Source organism: Bacillus sp. FSL R5-0560 (assembly GCF_037966305.1).
Classification (GTDB): Bacteria; Bacillota; Bacilli; order Bacillales; family Bacillaceae; genus Bacillus; species Bacillus mojavensis.
This window is the reverse complement of the sequence record NZ_CP150195.1, coordinates 2454407-2470852: the sequence shown is the minus strand read 5'-3', so window position 1 is coordinate 2470852 and position 16446 is coordinate 2454407. Positions and strand designations below refer to the sequence as shown.

Annotated in this window: 22 protein-coding genes and 1 riboswitch; of the genes, 19 read left to right on the top strand and 3 right to left on the bottom strand. The window is 43.4% G+C overall.

Annotation, left to right across the window (positions count from 1 at the left end; genetic code table 11):
- Window positions 1-20 precede the first annotated feature (20 nt).
- The 8 genes from spoVAA to lysA all read left to right on the top strand — a co-directional run bounded on the left by spoVAA (window position 21) and on the right by lysA (window position 6384).
- Window positions 21-641 (top strand): stage V sporulation protein SpoVAA, encoded by a 621-nt coding sequence (gene spoVAA, locus NST56_RS13045; RefSeq protein WP_106020337.1) that lies wholly within the window; start codon window positions 21-23, stop codon window positions 639-641.
- Window positions 631-1056 (top strand): stage V sporulation protein SpoVAB, encoded by a 426-nt coding sequence (spoVAB, locus tag NST56_RS13040; protein ID WP_010334800.1) that lies wholly within the window; start codon window positions 631-633, stop codon window positions 1054-1056. Before spoVAA ends, spoVAB begins: the two co-directional genes overlap by 11 nt.
- A 12-nt stretch (window positions 1057-1068) precedes the next feature.
- Window positions 1069-1521 (top strand): stage V sporulation protein AC, encoded by a 453-nt coding sequence (gene spoVAC, locus NST56_RS13035; RefSeq protein WP_010334799.1) that lies wholly within the window; start codon window positions 1069-1071, stop codon window positions 1519-1521.
- Between the two features lie 12 nt (window positions 1522-1533).
- Window positions 1534-2550, top strand: a complete 1017-nt coding sequence (spoVAD, locus tag NST56_RS13030; protein ID WP_168748157.1) for a stage V sporulation protein AD — start codon at window positions 1534-1536, stop codon at window positions 2548-2550.
- Complete coding sequence (gene spoVAE / locus NST56_RS13025; RefSeq protein ID WP_003230467.1) at window positions 2551-2901, top strand: stage V sporulation protein AE; 351 nt, start codon at window positions 2551-2553, stop codon at window positions 2899-2901.
- Window positions 2902-2908: 7 nt separating this feature from the next.
- Complete coding sequence (locus tag NST56_RS13020) at window positions 2909-3526, top strand: stage V sporulation protein AE (RefSeq protein ID WP_216394046.1); 618 nt, start codon at window positions 2909-2911, stop codon at window positions 3524-3526.
- The gene (gene spoVAF, locus NST56_RS13015) at window positions 3471-4958 is read left to right on the top strand and encodes a spore germination protein SpoVAF (RefSeq protein ID WP_339177019.1); all 1488 of its coding nucleotides are present in this window, start codon (window positions 3471-3473) and stop codon (window positions 4956-4958) included. The genes NST56_RS13020 and spoVAF overlap by 56 nt, the downstream gene beginning before the upstream one ends.
- 106 nt (window positions 4959-5064) lie before the next feature.
- Complete coding sequence (gene lysA / locus NST56_RS13010; RefSeq protein WP_339182215.1) at window positions 5065-6384, top strand: diaminopimelate decarboxylase; 1320 nt, start codon at window positions 5065-5067, stop codon at window positions 6382-6384.
- 31 nt (window positions 6385-6415) lie between these two features.
- Here the strand turns inward: lysA and NST56_RS13005 are convergent, their stop codons facing one another.
- Window positions 6416-7288, bottom strand: coding sequence for a DUF1002 domain-containing protein (locus NST56_RS13005; protein ID WP_059336647.1), 873 nt, complete (start codon window positions 7286-7288; stop codon window positions 6416-6418).
- Window positions 7289-7546: 258 nt separating this feature from the next.
- On the opposite strand from NST56_RS13005, the gene NST56_RS13000 reads away from it, so the two are divergent.
- From NST56_RS13000 to ribT, 9 genes are all read left to right on the top strand, one after another.
- On the top strand, window positions 7547-7978 hold the full coding sequence (locus NST56_RS13000; RefSeq protein WP_003223931.1) for a peptidylprolyl isomerase: 432 nt from the start codon (window positions 7547-7549) through the stop codon (window positions 7976-7978).
- A 365-nt stretch (window positions 7979-8343) separates the two neighbouring features.
- Entirely contained in the window at window positions 8344-8550 is a 207-nt protein-coding gene (locus tag NST56_RS12995; protein WP_010334793.1) for a zinc ribbon domain-containing protein, read from the top strand.
- A gap of 155 nt (window positions 8551-8705) precedes the next feature.
- The gene (lepB, locus tag NST56_RS12990) at window positions 8706-9260 is read left to right on the top strand and encodes a signal peptidase I (RefSeq protein ID WP_339177017.1); all 555 of its coding nucleotides are present in this window, start codon (window positions 8706-8708) and stop codon (window positions 9258-9260) included.
- 236 nt (window positions 9261-9496) lie between these two features.
- Complete coding sequence (locus NST56_RS12985; protein ID WP_010334791.1) at window positions 9497-9841, top strand: hypothetical protein; 345 nt, start codon at window positions 9497-9499, stop codon at window positions 9839-9841.
- A 111-nt stretch (window positions 9842-9952) separates the two neighbouring features.
- A riboswitch (FMN riboswitch) is annotated at window positions 9953-10098 on the top strand.
- 129 nt (window positions 10099-10227) lie between these two features.
- Complete coding sequence (gene ribD / locus NST56_RS12980; RefSeq protein ID WP_339177014.1) at window positions 10228-11313, top strand: bifunctional diaminohydroxyphosphoribosylaminopyrimidine deaminase/5-amino-6-(5-phosphoribosylamino)uracil reductase RibD; 1086 nt, start codon at window positions 10228-10230, stop codon at window positions 11311-11313.
- A gap of 10 nt (window positions 11314-11323) precedes the next feature.
- Window positions 11324-11971 carry a riboflavin synthase subunit alpha gene (gene ribE, locus NST56_RS12975; protein WP_339177013.1) on the top strand — a complete coding sequence of 216 codons (648 nt, stop codon included), beginning with the start codon at window positions 11324-11326 and terminating at the stop codon, window positions 11969-11971.
- A gap of 14 nt (window positions 11972-11985) precedes the next feature.
- A complete protein-coding gene (locus tag NST56_RS12970) occupies window positions 11986-13182 on the top strand; it encodes a bifunctional 3,4-dihydroxy-2-butanone-4-phosphate synthase/GTP cyclohydrolase II (protein WP_339177011.1) in 1197 nt (398 codons plus the stop codon).
- Between the two features lie 32 nt (window positions 13183-13214).
- Window positions 13215-13679, top strand: coding sequence for a 6,7-dimethyl-8-ribityllumazine synthase (ribH, locus tag NST56_RS12965; protein ID WP_003223915.1), 465 nt, complete (start codon window positions 13215-13217; stop codon window positions 13677-13679).
- A 110-nt stretch (window positions 13680-13789) separates the two neighbouring features.
- On the top strand, window positions 13790-14164 hold the full coding sequence (gene ribT / locus NST56_RS12960) for a GNAT family N-acetyltransferase RibT (RefSeq protein WP_003223910.1): 375 nt from the start codon (window positions 13790-13792) through the stop codon (window positions 14162-14164).
- Between the two features lie 13 nt (window positions 14165-14177).
- On the opposite strand, the gene NST56_RS12955 is transcribed toward ribT, so the two are convergent.
- Window positions 14178-14702 carry a DUF309 domain-containing protein gene (locus tag NST56_RS12955; protein ID WP_286058363.1) on the bottom strand — a complete coding sequence of 175 codons (525 nt, stop codon included), beginning with the start codon at window positions 14700-14702 and terminating at the stop codon, window positions 14178-14180.
- A gap of 87 nt (window positions 14703-14789) precedes the next feature.
- Window positions 14790-14879, bottom strand: coding sequence for a YjcZ family sporulation protein (locus NST56_RS12950; protein ID WP_032731254.1), 90 nt, complete (start codon window positions 14877-14879; stop codon window positions 14790-14792).
- Window positions 14880-15095: 216 nt separating this feature from the next.
- On the opposite strand from NST56_RS12950, the gene scpA reads away from it, so the two are divergent.
- Window positions 15096-15851, top strand: coding sequence for a segregation/condensation protein A (scpA, locus tag NST56_RS12945; RefSeq protein ID WP_010334786.1), 756 nt, complete (start codon window positions 15096-15098; stop codon window positions 15849-15851).
- Window positions 15841-16434: an SMC-Scp complex subunit ScpB gene (scpB, locus tag NST56_RS12940; protein WP_010334785.1), complete on the top strand. Its 594-nt coding sequence runs from the start codon at window positions 15841-15843 to the stop codon at window positions 16432-16434. The genes scpA and scpB overlap by 11 nt, the downstream gene beginning before the upstream one ends.
- Window positions 16435-16446: the final 12 nt, after the last annotated feature.

Sequence of the window (16446 nt, the reverse complement as noted above, 5' to 3'; positions counted from 1 at the left end):
CCGAAAGATGGTGATCAATGATGGAACGACGACTATTTATCAGGCTTCGTCACCGAGTTTTGGCACATCCGGGGGATATCATAACGGTCGGGGATGCCGCGCAAATAGAAGGGCAGCACCTGCTGAAAAAGAAACTCTCGGCTATGCCGCTTTATCAGGTGAGCGAAAAAGATAAAAATATCGTAATTCTGGATATCATAAAAGTGCTCAAAGCCATTCATCAGCAGGATCCCACTCTTGATGTTCAAACTGTGGGCGGAGCTGAAACCATTGTTGAAATTCAATATCAGAAACGGCACATATCAACTGTTCTTTTTATTGGTGTCTGGCTGCTGCTGTTTATCGGATCGTGCCTTGCCATCATGAATTTCCATGAGGATGTCAGCATGGGGGATGTTCATATTGCGCTATATGAAATCATAACCGGAGAGCGGAATGACTATCCATATTTACTTCAAATCCCTTACAGCATCGGTTTGGGACTGGGGATGATTGTGTTTTTTAACCACATTTTTAAAAAGCGCCTTAATGAAGAGCCCAGCCCGCTGGAGGTTGAAATGTTTAACTATCAGCTTGATCTCGATCAATATGTGGCCATGCATGAAAATGAAGAAACAATAAAGGATCTGCATGATCGTTAGTGTATTGTTCATCATTTTTGTCGGGCTCGGCGGGGGCATCACGGTCGGGGCTGGTTTCGTGGCTTTTTTAACCGTGATGGGAATCATTCCGCGTCTGATGCAGCTCACCAAAACGATGAGATTTGTTCAAGCTTATGAAGCGGCTGTTATTCTCGGTGCGGTTTGCGGGGGATGGGAAACACTGCATATGCACCATCTCTTTTTATCAAAATGGCTTGCCGTACCGGTCGGGCTGTTGGCCGGAGTATTTGTCGGGATGCTTGCAGCCGCGCTGACAGAAGTGTTAAATGTCCTGCCGATCTTGGCTAAACGAATCGGCCTCAGAAGTAAAATCATTATTCTATTAATGGCCATTGTCATTGGGAAAATCGCGGGATCTTTATTTCATTGGCTGTATTTTATTCATCATCCATAAGGAGGTTTCAATATGACAAACATAAAAGAAAACTACAAATCAAAAGTAAAAACATATCAGCCAAAGCCGCCTTACGTATGGAACTGTGTAAAAGCCTTTCTTGTAGGCGGTTTGATCTGCATGATCGGGCAAGGTCTGCAGAATTTTTATATCCATTTTTTTAATTTTAACGAAAAAACGGCAGGAAACCCTACAGCAGCGACGCTGATTTTATTGTCAGCATTGCTTACCGGCTTAGGTATTTATGACAGAATTGGCCAGTTTGCAGGCGCAGGATCAGCTGTACCTGTCACCGGCTTTGCCAACAGTATGGCAAGCGCGGCTCTTGAGTATAAAAGCGAAGGTTTAGTATTGGGAGTAGCGACAAACATGTTTAAACTGGCGGGAAACGTCATCGTATTTGGTGTTGTGGCTGCTTACATCGTCGGAATGATTCGGTTTGCTTTTGAGAAACTGATGTCATAGGAGGAGAAAGAAATGAAATTAACAGGAAAGCAAACCTGGGTGTTTGAGCATCCCTTATTTGTCAATGCAGCGGGAACAGCAGTAGGGCCTAAGGAAAAAGACGGTCCGCTCGGGTCTTTATATGATAAAACCTATGACGACATGCACTGTAATCAAAAAAGCTGGGAAATGGCTGAAAGGCAGCTAATGGAGGACGCCATTAATACGGCGCTGCAAAAAAACAATTTGAAAAAAGATGATATTGATCTTTTGCTTGCAGGCGATCTGTTGAATCAAAATGTAACAGCCAACTATGTGGCAAGGCATCTGAAAATCCCGTTTCTTTGCATGTTTGGCGCATGCTCAACATCAATGGAAACAGTTGCTGTTGCATCTGCCTTAGTCGACGGCGGATTTGCAAATCGGGCGATTGCTGCTACGAGCAGTCACAATGCCACGGCCGAAAGACAGTTCCGCTATCCGACGGAATACGGCGGGCAAAAACCGGATACTGCGACATCTACTGTAACTGGGAGCGGTGCGGTTGTCATCAGTCAAACACCAAGTGATATTCAAATTACAAGTGCAACTATAGGGAAGGTGGCTGACTTAGGAATTACCGACCCGTTTGATATGGGATCAGCCATGGCTCCTGCTGCTGCTGATACCATTAAACAGCACTTTCAAGACATGAACCGCACAGCAGACGACTACGATCTTATCCTGACGGGAGACCTTTCCGGCGTCGGATCTCCTATTGTGAAAGATATCTTGAAAGAAGAGGGATATCCGGTCGGCACTAAACATGATGATTGCGGGCTTCTAATTTATACACCGGACCAGCAGGTGTTTGCAGGAGGAAGCGGCTGCGCTTGTTCCGCAGTTGTAACCTACTCACATATTTTCAAGCAGCTGCAAGAAGGAAAATTAAACCGTGTTTTCGTAGTAGCAACGGGGGCGCTGTTAAGCCCGACCATGATCCAGCAAAAACAAACCATTCCGACCATCGCACACGGGGTTGTATTTGAACGTGCAGGAGGTGCATCTTAAGTGGACTATCTTTTGGCTTTTGTTTGCGGAGGCGCTATTTGTATTGTCGGGCAGCTGTTGCTGGACATATTTAAATTGACGCCTGCCCATGTTATGACATCCTTTGTCGTCATCGGGGCGATTTTAGATGGTTTTGGCATTTACGATAAATTTATTGAGTTTGCTGGAGGAGGCGCCACGGTTCCGATTGTCAGCTTTGGCCACAGCCTCCTGCACGGTGCCATGCACCAGGCACATATACACGGATTTATCGGAATCGGTATGGGGATATTCGAGCTGACATCTGCCGGTATCTCAGCAGCCATTCTATTCGCCTTTATCGTTGCTGTTATTTTTAAACCGAAAGGATAATGCCGAGATGACGACAAAACGCAAGGTCATTCTGGTAACAGACGGAGATGTGTATGCCGCTAAAACAATTGAATACGCCGCAAGAAGAGTTGGAGGGAGATGTATTTCTCAATCAAAAGGCAATCCCTCCACCCGCAGCGGTGCCGAGCTTGTCAGGCTGATTACATCAGCGCCGTATGACCCTGTATTTGTCATGTTTGACGACTCCGGCCTTCAAGGAGAGGGACCGGGAGAAACCGCTCTGACCTATGTGGCCACCCATCCGGCAATTGAAGTGCTCGGTGTAATTGCGGTAGCGTCTAAAACCCATCAGGCTGAGTGGACCAGGGTTGACGTAAGCATTGACCGCAATGGAGAGATAACAGAATACGGCGTGGATAAAATCGGAGAGAGGGAATTTGATGAACACAGAATGAACGGGGATACGGTTTATTGCCTTGATAAACTTGATCTGCCGCTTATCGTCGGTATCGGGGATATTGGCAAAATGGGCAGGAAGGACGATATCTCGAAAGGGTCGCCAATCACCATGAAAGCGGTCAAGTTTATTTTAGAAAGGAGCGGGTATCATGCCGGACAAACAGGAAGAGAAAATCCGGGTTTATCGGAATCCAGACAAAAATGAAGCTTATTTTAAAAATCGCGTCGGAATGGGTATCAGCTATGATGTAGGTGTACGCAAGCTTACCATTTTAGACAGAGAAGTTCAGTTGTACTATTTGAATGGATTATGTGACACTGCCTTTATCATTCACTTAATGAGAGAGCTTGTTGCGATTAACAACCGGACAGGAAAAGAGGACCCTGAAGAGCTGGTCGATATCGTTGAAAACAGGCTGCTCAACGCTCAGGTCGAAAAAGTAAAAACGCTGGATGAAACCACCGACCAAGTGCTGTCCGGGTTAGTCGCAGTCATTGTCGAAGATGCAGGATTTGCTTTTATCATCGATGTCAGAAGCTATCCCGGAAGAAATCCGGAAGAACCGGATACGGAAAAGGTCGTCAGGGGGGCCAGAGACGGATTTGTTGAAAACATCGTCGTCAATACATCGCTTCTCAGAAGACGGATCAGGGACGAACGCCTTCGTGTCAAAATGACAAAGGTTGGCGAGCGTTCAAAAACGGATCTGAGCATTTGTTATATAGAAGACATTGCAGATCCGGATCTGGTTGATATCGTGGAAAAAGAAATTGCCGCCATTGATGTAGACGGATTAACAATGGCAGACAAAACAGTCGAAGAGTTTATTATCAAACAAAGCTACAACCCGTTTCCGCTCGTCCGTTATACAGAAAGGCCCGATGTGGCGGCCAATCATGTACTTGAAGGCCATGTCGTGATTATAGTAGATACATCGCCGAGTGTGATTATAACGCCGACAACCTTATTCCATCATGTTCAGCATGCTGAAGAATACAGACAGGCTCCTTCTGTGGGAACCTTCTTAAGATGGGTGCGATTTTTCGGCATTCTTGCTTCTACTTTATTTCTTCCCATCTGGTTCCTCTTTGTTCTTCAACCGGATCTGCTGCCAGAGAATCTAAAATTTATCGGGTTGAATAAAGATATGCACATCCCGATCATTCTGCAGATTTTCTTAGCTGATTTAGGAATTGAGTTTCTCAGAATGGCGGCTATTCACACACCGACCGCTTTATCTACCGCAATGGGATTAATTGCCGCGGTTCTAATTGGGCAAATTGCCATTGATGTGGGGCTGTTCTCTCCTGAAGTCATACTGTATGTCTCTCTTGCCGCTATCGGAACCTTTACAACGCCAAGCTATGAATTAAGCCTGGCAAATAAAATGGCCCGTCTTACACTTATGATATTAGTGGCGCTCTTTCATGTAAAAGGGCTCGTTATAGGTTTTACTGTGCTAATTATTGCCATGGCCAGCATAAAATCCCTTCAAACTCCATACTTATGGCCGCTCATTCCGTTTAACGGAAAGGCGCTGTGGCAGGTGCTGATTCGCACGGCGAAACCTGGTGCGAATGTAAGACCAAGCATTGTTCACCCAAGAAATCGCTTAAGGCAGCCTACTAATTCATAATCGCATTGAAACTGACTGAAGAGTATGATAATGTATGTCTTAATTATGAAAGGACAGTCCATAAAACTGTCCTTTTCACCCATAAGCGGAGAAAGAGGGAATGACATTGTTCTTACACGGCACTAGCAGACAAAATCAACATGGGCATTTGGAAATTGGAGGTGTGGACGCTCTCTATTTAGCTGAAACATACGGCACGCCTCTTTACGTGTATGATGTGGCTTTAATACGTGAGCGTGCTAAAAGCTTTAAGCAGGCATTTACAACTGCAGGGCTGACAGCGCAGGTCGCGTATGCGAGCAAGGCATTCTCTTCAGTTGCGATGATTCAGCTTGCTGAGGAAGAAGGGCTTTCCTTAGATGTCGTGTCTGGAGGAGAACTTTACACAGCTGTTGCAGCGGGATTCCCGGCGGAGCGCATCCACTTTCACGGAAATAACAAAAGCAGGGAAGAACTGAGAATGGCACTTGAACACCGTATTGGCTGCATTGTGGTTGATAATTTCTATGAAATCTCCCTTCTTGAAGATTTGTGCAAAGAAACTGGCTACTCAATTGATGTTCTCCTGCGGATCACCCCCGGGGTAGAGGCACATACGCATGACTACATTACAACGGGACAGGAAGATTCAAAGTTTGGTTTTGACCTTCATAACGGACAAACTGAACAGGCGATTGAACAGGTTTTACAGTCAGAACACATTCAGCTGCTGGGGGTTCATTGCCATATCGGTTCACAAATTTTTGATACAGCCGGTTTCGTGCTAGCGGCAGAAAAAATCTTCAAAAAACTTGATGAATGGAGAGAAACTTACTCATTTGTTTCAAAGGTACTGAACCTTGGGGGCGGTTTTGGCATTCGTTACACGGAAGAAGATGAACCGCTTCATGCCACTGAATATGTAGAAAAAATTATCGAAGCTGTCAAAACTAATGCAGCCCGCTATGGATTTGACATACCAGAAATTTGGATCGAACCGGGCCGCTCACTTGTAGGAGACGCAGGGACAACACTTTATACAGTCGGTTCCCAAAAAGAAGTGCCTGGTGTCCGGCAGTATGTGGCTGTTGACGGAGGAATGAACGACAATATCCGTCCGGCTCTTTATCAGGCAAAATATGAAGCCGTTACAGCTAACCGTATCGGAGAAGCGCACGATAAAACGGTATCGATTGCCGGCAAATGCTGTGAAAGCGGAGATATGCTCATTTGGGATATTGACCTGCCGGAAGTAAAAGAAGGAGATCTGCTGGCTGTTTTTTGTACAGGTGCGTATGGCTACAGCATGGCCAATAATTATAATAGAATTCCAAGGCCGGCCGTTGTATTTGTAGAAAACGGAGAGGCACATTTAGTCGTAAAACGAGAAACGTACGAGGATGTTGTGAAACTGGATCTGCCATTTAAAACGAGTGTGAAGCAATAAAAAAAGCGCCGGAAACTCGGCGCTTTTTTTATTATTTGAATATAGAAACAATCGCATTCCAGATGGAAACGAAGAAATCAATGACTTTCTGGATAAAGTTCTTGCCTTCATCCGAGTCTAAAAATTTACTAATCTTATCTTTCGCTTTATCAAGCTGGTCACCGACCTGTCCCCAGTCGATATCAACATTTTTCATTTTATTGAACAAGGATACAAGCTGATCCTTTTGGCTGTCTGTCAGTGTGACGTTTAAATCGGAAGCCGCATCATCTACTTTTTTCTCAATATCGGCTTTATTGTCAGGCACACCGTTTTTAGCAAACTCTTCTTTTATTTTTGCAATCAGCGCAGCCGCATTTTCGTCACCGATCTTGTCACCAAGCTCTGAGGTCGTCACAAGCTCTTGGTTGGCGACTTGCTTAACGTCTTCAGAAATCGCTTCGTCAGAAGAAACTTCATATGCTTTAATCAAGCCTGTCAAAGCCGCAGTACCGGACACTTCAAACGGAGCGGTAACATAAACCTTCGCGTCCTTAACGCCGGCTGTCATCAAGGCATTGAGGTACATTTCATCCGTAATGCCGCTGATATTATGTGTCTCAACGTTCAATCCAGAGCCTTTTTTGGCAATGGTAATAGACGATGACGAAATCGCTCTTGAGCCAATTTGCGCGCTCGGTATATATTTTCCTAAATACTCGTGTTCTTCCTTATTGGTCACGGTTACGGTTGTGGCATTATCAGGGACATTCATTTCATCAAGCACTTTTTGCTTATCTGATTCTGACAAATTTGCGCCAAGTGTCACGATGACATCTCCGACTGCGGCATCCGCGAGACTGACTTTCGGAATCGTCAGCAGCAAAACGGCCGCTGCCAGCATTCCAATCCATATTTTTTTCAAAGCAGTTGACCTCCTTCATTTCACAAGCAGCAGTTAAAGCTGCTTTGCGAGGACCTGAATCATGATGAAAAATACAGTTCCGATAGGTTAGACGGAGATAGAGAGGTTCAGGTTTCATTTTTATTTTGGAGAAAAGCCGGGAGAGTCGTTTTCCCAAAAAAGGTGTGGTATAATAGCCGCGACAAGGAGAGACAAGCCATAATAAATGATACATAAATCTCTCCTTTGAAAATTAAAATAAAGAAAGTGGGCATACAATTGAAAACAGGTTACTTTTTATTAGAAGATGGCAACAAAATTGAATTTGAACTTTATCCGGAAGCAGCACCGGGTACAGTTGCAAACTTTGAAAAGCTTGCAAACGAAGGATTTTACGACGGCCTTACATTCCACCGAGTCATTCCAGGCTTCGTCAGCCAAGGCGGATGCCCGCACGGTACTGGCACAGGCGGTCCCGGATACACAATCAAATGTGAAACAGAAGGAAACCCGCACACACATGAAGCGGGCGCACTCTCTATGGCACACGCAGGAAAAGATACTGGCGGCAGTCAATTTTTCATCGTCCATGAGCCGCAGCCTCATTTAAACGGTGTTCACACTGTATTCGGCAAAGTAACAAGCGGTTTAGAATTCGCGAAAAACATGTCTAACGGTGACGTGATGAAAGAAGTTCGCGTAGAAGGCTAATAGGCAGACAGCAAGCTCCCCGATATGAGGGAGCTTTTTCTTTTCGCTTACAGCCTGATCTGGTTGTGACAGGAAACAAACAGACGTTTTCAAGGATTTCGGGATTACCAGGTAGATATAGAAGGCATTGAGAGATTCGAGTTGAATCCTATAGCTATGTTTCGATTGATTGTAAATCATAACTGTGTTCATCACCAAAACACTGATTTTGATACGCTCAAATAGGCAGAGCATTCCTTGTCGTCAGATACCACCCATGGGAAAAATTTAAACAAATTTTAAAGTTGACATGTTTCATCCCAAAAGGCACTTGTAGTAAAATGAAATAATATCAATGTTATTTTTTTGAAAAGGGGCTACGTTTGATGAACAACAAGGGCTGTATAAAATGCGGAAGCACTGAAGCTGGCCAAAAAGAAATTGCCACAACCGGAACCGGATTGTCAAAGTTGTTTGATGTGCAGCATAACCGTTTTCTCGTCGTCTACTGCAAGAAATGTGGATATTCGGAGTTTTACAATAAAGAAACTTCAACTGCCGGCAATATATTGGATTTGTTCTTTGGAGGCTGATTGATTCTTCTTCCGATTTCATTAGGAAATGGGAACAAATTGATTTTGGCAGGAGAATGAATAGATGTGAAAATTCGCTTCAATGGTCCTAATGGGATTTCTTATCGATTCGTGATAACATAAATTGAAGACCGTTGTTTATTGGAGGAAATCAGTTGAAATCGGAAAACGTTTCTAGGAAAAAATCAATATTTGAATGGGCCAAAGCGATTATTATCGCAGTTGTTCTGGCATTACTCATCCGCAATTTTATTTTTGCGCCGTATGTCGTTGATGGTGAGTCCATGGAGCCTACCCTTCATGACCATGAAAGGGTATTTGTCAATATGACAGTTAAGTACATAGGCGAGTTTAAGAGAGGGGATATCATCGTGCTAAACGGGGATGATGTCCACTATGTCAAGCGGCTGATCGGCCTGCCCGGAGACACAGTCGAAATGAAAAACGACCAGCTTTATATCAATGAGAAAAAAGTGGCTGAGCCTTATTTGAAGGCAAATAAAAAGCAAGCCAAAAATAAAGGTTTTAACCATCTAACTGATGATTTCGGCCCAATCAAAGTGCCTGATAACAAGTATTTTGTTATGGGGGATAACCGCCGAAATTCAATGGACAGCCGAAACGGGCTTGGACTCTTTACGAAAAAACAAATTGCGGGTACGTCAAAGTTTGTTTTCTTCCCATTTAGCGACATTCGTAAAACCAACTAAGTATAAGCAGTTTCCTGAAAAGGAACTGCTTTTTTATTCTTTTTCTCATGCATCCCCTAAAACCAGAACATAAATTCGTATATCTATAGAAAAGAAATTTTTGAAGAAATGTGAAACATATTCCCGTTATGCATCGTTATATTAATAATTTACGAGAATTTACGGTTTTTTATTCATGAAAAAAAGGAATAACTCATATGAATGAATAGATTCATATTGGCTGGAGGTTTTTAAAAATGGGAAGAATAAAAACCAAGATTACCATTCTGTTAGTACTTCTGCTTTTACTTGCAGGGGGTTATATGTACATAAATGGTGTGGAACTGAAGGACGTTCCGACAGCGATTGGACAAACCTTGTCCTCCGAAGAAGAAGAGTATACAATCCAAGAATATAAAGTGACAAAAATTGACGGAACAGAATATCATGGAGAAGCAGATAACGGCACGAAGATCATCTTTAACGGAAAAAAATTAAATCAAGATTTGTCTGATATAAAAGAAGGCGATAAGATCAAGGCGTACTTCAGCAAATCAAAGCGGATCGACGGTTTAATCAAGGTTGCAAAAATAAATGATTAACTAAAAAAAACACGATGGGTGTTTTTTCGATTTCTCAAATTGTAAGTTTATTTCATTGCGTACTTAAGAAAGGACCGCTATAATAGCCATTAAGGACAAATGAATAAAGATTGTATCCTTCGGGGCAGGGTGGAAATCCCGACCGGCGGTAGTAAAGCGACATGCGCTTTAGAGCCCGTGACCCGTGTGCATATGTACACGGTGGATTCAGTTTAAGCTGAAGCCGACAGTGAAAGTCTGGATGGGAGAAGGATGAAGAACCGCTATGCGAAATGTATCAACATGCATAGTGTTATTTCCTATTGCGTAAAATACCTAAAGCCCCGAATTTTTCTTAAATTCGGGGCTTTTTTGACGGTAAATGAATAAAGAAGGGAGGGAAACAGATGGAAGAGTTTTATATGAAACTGGCGTTAGATCTAGCGAAGCAGGGTGAAGGACAGACCGAATCGAATCCGCTCGTGGGCGCTGTTGTGGTGAAAGACGGACAGATTGTCGGGATGGGCGCCCATTTAAAATACGGCGAAGCTCACGCGGAAGTCCATGCTATCCATATGGCAGGCGCACATGCAAAAGGCGCTGATATTTATGTCACCCTTGAACCATGCAGCCATTACGGAAAAACACCGCCTTGTGCCGAACTGATTATCAAGTCCGGGATAAAGAGAGTATTTGTCGCAATGAGAGATCCTAATCCGCTTGTGGCCGGACGGGGAATCAGCATGATAGAAGAAGCCGGCATCGAAGTAAAGGAAGGCATTCTGGCAGATCAGGCGGAACAGCTGAATGAAAAATTTCTGCATTTTATGAGGACAGGCCTCCCTTACGTTACATTAAAAGCTGCCGCAAGCCTAGACGGAAAGACAGCGACCAGTACGGGTGACAGCAAATGGATCACATCAGAAGCTGCAAGACAGGATGCTCAGCAATACAGGAAATCACATCAAAGCATTTTGGTCGGAGCAGGCACTGTGAAAGCTGACAATCCAAGCTTAACCTGCAGGCTGCCGGATGTTTCAAAACAGCCGGTCAGGGTGATACTTGATAACGAACTTTCGATTCCCGATGACGCCAATGTGATTTGCGATCAGGCAGCGCCGACTTGGATTTTCACAACAACACATGCTGATGACGACAAGAAAAAACGGTTTTCCGCTTGTGGAGTGAAAATATTTACTCTGGAAACAGATCGTATACAAATTCCCGATGTGCTGAAAATCCTTGCAGAAGAAGGCATCATGTCGGTGTATGTGGAAGGCGGGTCAGCTGTTCACGGAAGCTTCGTCAAAGCAGGCTGTTTTCAAGAAATCATCTTCTATTTTGCCCCTAAATTAATCGGAGGAACGCTTGCTCCCAGCTTAATCTCCGGTGAAGGTTTTCAATCAATGAAAGATGTCCCCTTATTACAATTCACAGATATAACCCAAATTGGCCGTGATATCAAACTGACGGCAAAACCGAAAAACGAGTAGGATGGTGACCATGTTTACAGGAATTATAGAAGAAACAGGCACAATCGAATCCATGAAAAAAGCAGGCTCTTCTATGGCCTTAACAATTAAATGCTCAAAAATATTAGAGGATGTTCACTTGGGCGACAGCATTGCAGTGAATGGCATTTGTCTGACTGTTACTGATTTCACGAAAAGCCAATTCACAGTTGATGTCATGCCTGAAACAGTCAAAGCAACGTCGCTGAACGATTTATCAAAAGGCAGCAAAGTGAATTTGGAAAGAGCGATGGCGGCAAACGGGCGATTCGGAGGCCATTTTGTTTCAGGACATGTTGACGGTACCGCAGAAATCACACGTATTGAAGAAAAAAGCAACGCAGTTTACTATGATTTGAAAATGGATCCGTCATTAACAAAAACGTTGGTTCTAAAGGGATCTATTACAGTTGACGGCGTGAGCTTAACCATTTTCGGGCTGACAGATGATACGGTGACTATTTCTTTAATACCGCACACCATCAGCGAAACGATTTTTTCCGAAAAAACGATCGGCTCCAAAGTGAATATCGAATGCGATATGATCGGAAAATATATGTATCGATTTTTGCATAAAGCCAATGACAATAAGAACCAACAAACCATAACAAAAGCCTTCTTAAGCGAAAACGGCTTTTAGAGAGGAAGATTAGCATGTTTCATCCGATAGAAGAGGCATTAGACGCTTTAAAAAAAGGCGAAGTCATCATTGTTGTTGATGATGAAGACAGAGAAAATGAAGGAGACTTTGTGGCTCTTGCGGAGCATGCGACTCCTGAAGTGATTAACTTTATGGCGACGCACGGAAGAGGGCTGATTTGCACGCCTCTCAGTGAGGAAATCGCTGACAGGCTCGATCTTCATCCTATGGTTGAGCACAATACAGATTCCCACCACACTGCTTTTACAGTAAGCATTGACCACCGTAAGACAAAAACGGGAATCAGCGCACAGGAAAGATCATTTACTGTCAAAGCTTTGCTGGACAGCAGTTCAGTGCCGGCAGATTTTCAGCGTCCGGGGCACATTTTTCCCCTGATTGCGAAAAAGGGAGGTGTTCTGAAAAGAGCGGGCCATACAGAAGCGGCAGTCGATCTTGCTGAAGCTTGCGGTTCTCAGGGAGCAGGCGTCATTTGCGAAATTATGAATGAAGACGGAACGATGGCAAGAGTACCCGAGCTGATAGAAATTGCGAAAAAGCATCAATTAAAAATGATCACCATTAAAGATTTAATTGAGTACCGCTACAACTTGACAACACTTGTAGAGCGGGAAGTCGATATTACCTTGCCGACTGATTTTGGCACATTTAAAGTGTACGGATACACAAATGAGATCGACGGAAAAGAGCATGTCGCATTTGTGATGGGAGATGTGCCGTTTAGTGAAGAACCAGTATTGGTCCGGGTTCATTCAGAGTGTCTCACAGGTGATGTGTTTGGGTCTCATCGCTGTGACTGCGGCCCGCAGCTTCACGCCGCGCTGACGCAAATTGCCGCAGAAGGCCGGGGAGTGCTTTTGTATCTCCGCCAAGAAGGCCGGGGCATCGGTCTGATCAATAAGTTAAAAGCCTATAAGCTTCAGGAAGAAGGATATGACACTGTAGAAGCTAATGAGGCGCTCGGCTTTTTGCCTGATTTGCGCAATTACGGCATTGGTGCTCAAATTTTACGCGATCTCGGCGTGCGGAATATGAAGCTTTTGACGAATAATCCGCGGAAAATTGCCGGACTTGAAGGCTATGGACTCAGCATTACAGAAAGAGTGCCGCTTCAAATGGAGGCCAAAGAGCATAACAAAAAATATTTGCAAACAAAGATGAACAAACTAGGTCATTTACTTCATTTCTAATAACAAAAATCACAAAAAAGGATGGGAATCATATGAATATCATACAAGGAAATTTAGTTGGTACAGGTCTTAAAATCGGAATCGTCGTAGGTAGATTTAATGATTTTATTACAAGTAAGCTGCTGAGCGGGGCAGAAGATGCATTGCTCAGACACGGCGTGGATACAAACGATATTGATGTGGCTTGGGTTCCGGGCGCATTTGAAATTCCTTTCGCTGCTAAAAAAATGGCGGAAACAAAAAAATATGACGCCATTATTACACTCGGCACTGTCATCAGAGGCGCAACGACTCATTATGATTATGTCTGCAACGAAGCTGCAAAAGGCATCGCGCAAGCAGCGAACACAACAGGCGTACCAGTGATCTTTGGAATTGTCACTACGGAAAACATTGAGCAGGCCATTGAACGGGCTGGAACAAAAGCGGGCAACAAGGGTGTAGATTGTGCTGTTTCTGCCATAGAAATGGCAAATTTAAACCGTTCATTTGAATAATTTGCTGAAAACAGTTTAAAAATATGGCGAAAATGATATAATGTGAGAAAACGGATCACCTATACTTTTCCGTTTGATAGAACTGGACATTAGGATATAGAGGGGTTTTTATGTTAATTCGTTATAAAAAATCGTTTGAAAAGATTGCGATGGGACTTCTTTCATTTATGCCGAATGAAAAAGATCTTAAGCAGCTTCAGCAGACAATTAAGGACTACGAAACGGATACAGACCGCCAGCTCTTTCTGTGGAAAGAGGACGAGGATATCGTCGGAGCAATCGGAGTTGAAAAAAAGGATTCCGAGGTTGAAATCCGGCATATCAGTGTGAATCCTTCTCATCGCCATCAAGGAATCGGAAAACAGATGATGGATGCTTTAAAGCATTTATTCAAAACGCAGGTACTGGTTCCGAATGAATTAACGCAGAGCTTTTTCGAACGCTGTCAAGGTCAGCAGGATCAAGACATTTCATACAATAATTAAGCAGAGGCTGTTATCAGCCTCTGCTTTTTTTTCGTCGCTCAATTTCTTTCTCGCGTTCACGGATGACATCAGTCCGATCCCGCAAACGATGTTTATGAATAAGAAATCTATCGGTGAGTGTGCTGGGCTGCCCCCATCTGTAAGCTTTTCGCTTGCATTCAATGCGGCATGCTTCCTCCAGCCTCTCATCTTTAATTGGCAGCATGATGCTTTTATAGGAAGATCCCAGTTCAATTTGTTCGTAAACCGACTGCATAAGCTCCAGTAAACGGGTATGATCAAGCCCCAAATCTTCCACCGCTTGTTTTTCCGCTTGAAGAATCCGTATGCTGTTTGCCAGCAATTTTTTGGCCCCGGCTGTATTCTGTCTTCTATGATGATACAAAGCAACAGCAAGCTGGATAAAGCCGACCCAATGTATTTTCCGTTTGTTCGGAGGATCTTCCTTCCAATATTCTTCTAGTATTTCATGGCATTCAAAATAATCTCGTGTTGCGTGAAATTCAACGAGATAATCGATATAAGCTTTCGGGTACAAGATGCTTCCTCCTTTTAATCCGCCTTTAGTGTAACACAGGACAGATGAAAGGAAAAAACAGCGCATTGGACCCGCTCTTTTTTAGTTCTAGCAAATCCAAGCAGCACCTACGATAATTAACAGAATAAACAAAACGACAATTAAAGCAAAACTGCCGCTGAAGCACTTTTCTCCCATGAACATTCAGCCTCCTTTGTTATGGTCTACGCGAGCATCCTATGTACACCTGCCCTTTTTGGTGTAGGCGGATATCTTGTTATTTTGAATATTCAGCACAAATTCTCTTGAAATACAGGAAATGAAATAGTATTGGACGAGAGCTTTTTGGTGGCTTATACTAAAGGGTAGCCAGTTTATCCGGCAATGAGAGCGATACTTGAAAATGGTGAGATGATGGAAGAATATCAAGTGAAAATTGATACGTTTGAAGGCCCATTGGACCTGCTGCTTCATTTAATCAATCGTCTTGAAATTGACATATATGATATACCCGTGGCGAAGATTACTGAACAATATTTATTATATGTACATACGATGCGTGTGCTTGAGCTTGATATCGCCAGCGAGTATTTGGTGATGGCTGCAACACTGCTCAGTATTAAAAGCAGAATGCTGCTCCCGAAGCAAGAGGAAGAGCTGTTTGAGGATGAATTTCTTGAGGAAGAAGATCCACGGGAGGAACTGATTGAAAAGCTGATTGAGTATAGAAAATATAAAGACGCGGCGAAGGAATTAAAGGAACGGGAAGAAGAAAGACAAAAATCATTTACGAAACCGCCGAGTGATTTGAGCGAATATGCAAAAGAAGTGAAACAATCGGAGCAAAAGCTGTCAGTCACGGTATACGATATGATTGGCGCTTTTCAAAAAGTGCTGAAGCGAAAAAAAATAACAAGGCCGATGGAAACAACAATTACAAGACAGGAAATACCAATCGAAGACAGAATGAATGAAATCGTCCACAGCCTGAAATCAAAAGGGAAAAGAATTAACTTTATGGATCTTTTTTCATATGAGCAAAAAGAACATTTAGTTGTCACTTTCCTGGCAGTTTTAGAACTGATGAAAAATCAGCTGATTTTGATTGAGCAGGAGCGGAATTTTTCAGATATTTACATTATGGGGAGTGAATCCATTCATGGGGCTTGATATCGTGAATTGGAAAGCTATAGTGGAAGCCCTTCTATATGCGGCAGGCGATGAAGGACTGACCAAAAAACAGCTGTTAACAGTGCTTGAAATAGAAGAGCCTGAACTGAACACCATTATGGCGGATGTGGCAGACGAATACCGACATGATACAAGAGGCATTGAACTTATTGAATATGCAGATACGTACATGCTTTCCACCAAAAAGGACTTTGCGCCGTACTTGAAAAAACTGATCGAAGTACCGTCGAAAGGCCTTTCCCAAGCATCTTTGGAGGTGCTGGCGATTGTTTCATATAAACAGCCGATCACAAGAGCGGAAATTGAAGATATCAGAGGTGTGAAATCAGAAAGAATTTTACACAGCCTTGTCGCCAAGGCGCTGCTGTGTGAAGTCGGGCGCGCTGACGGTCCGGGACGGGCCATTTTATACGGCACGACGCCGACTTTTCTTGAGCAATTCGGCTTAAAAACGCTGGACGAGCTTCCGCCGCTGCCTGAAAATGCGGAAGATGACGTTCTTCAAGAAGAAGCGGATTTATTCTTTGAAAACTTTAACCAAACCTTTGAAGATATAAAATAGAGAAATAATGAA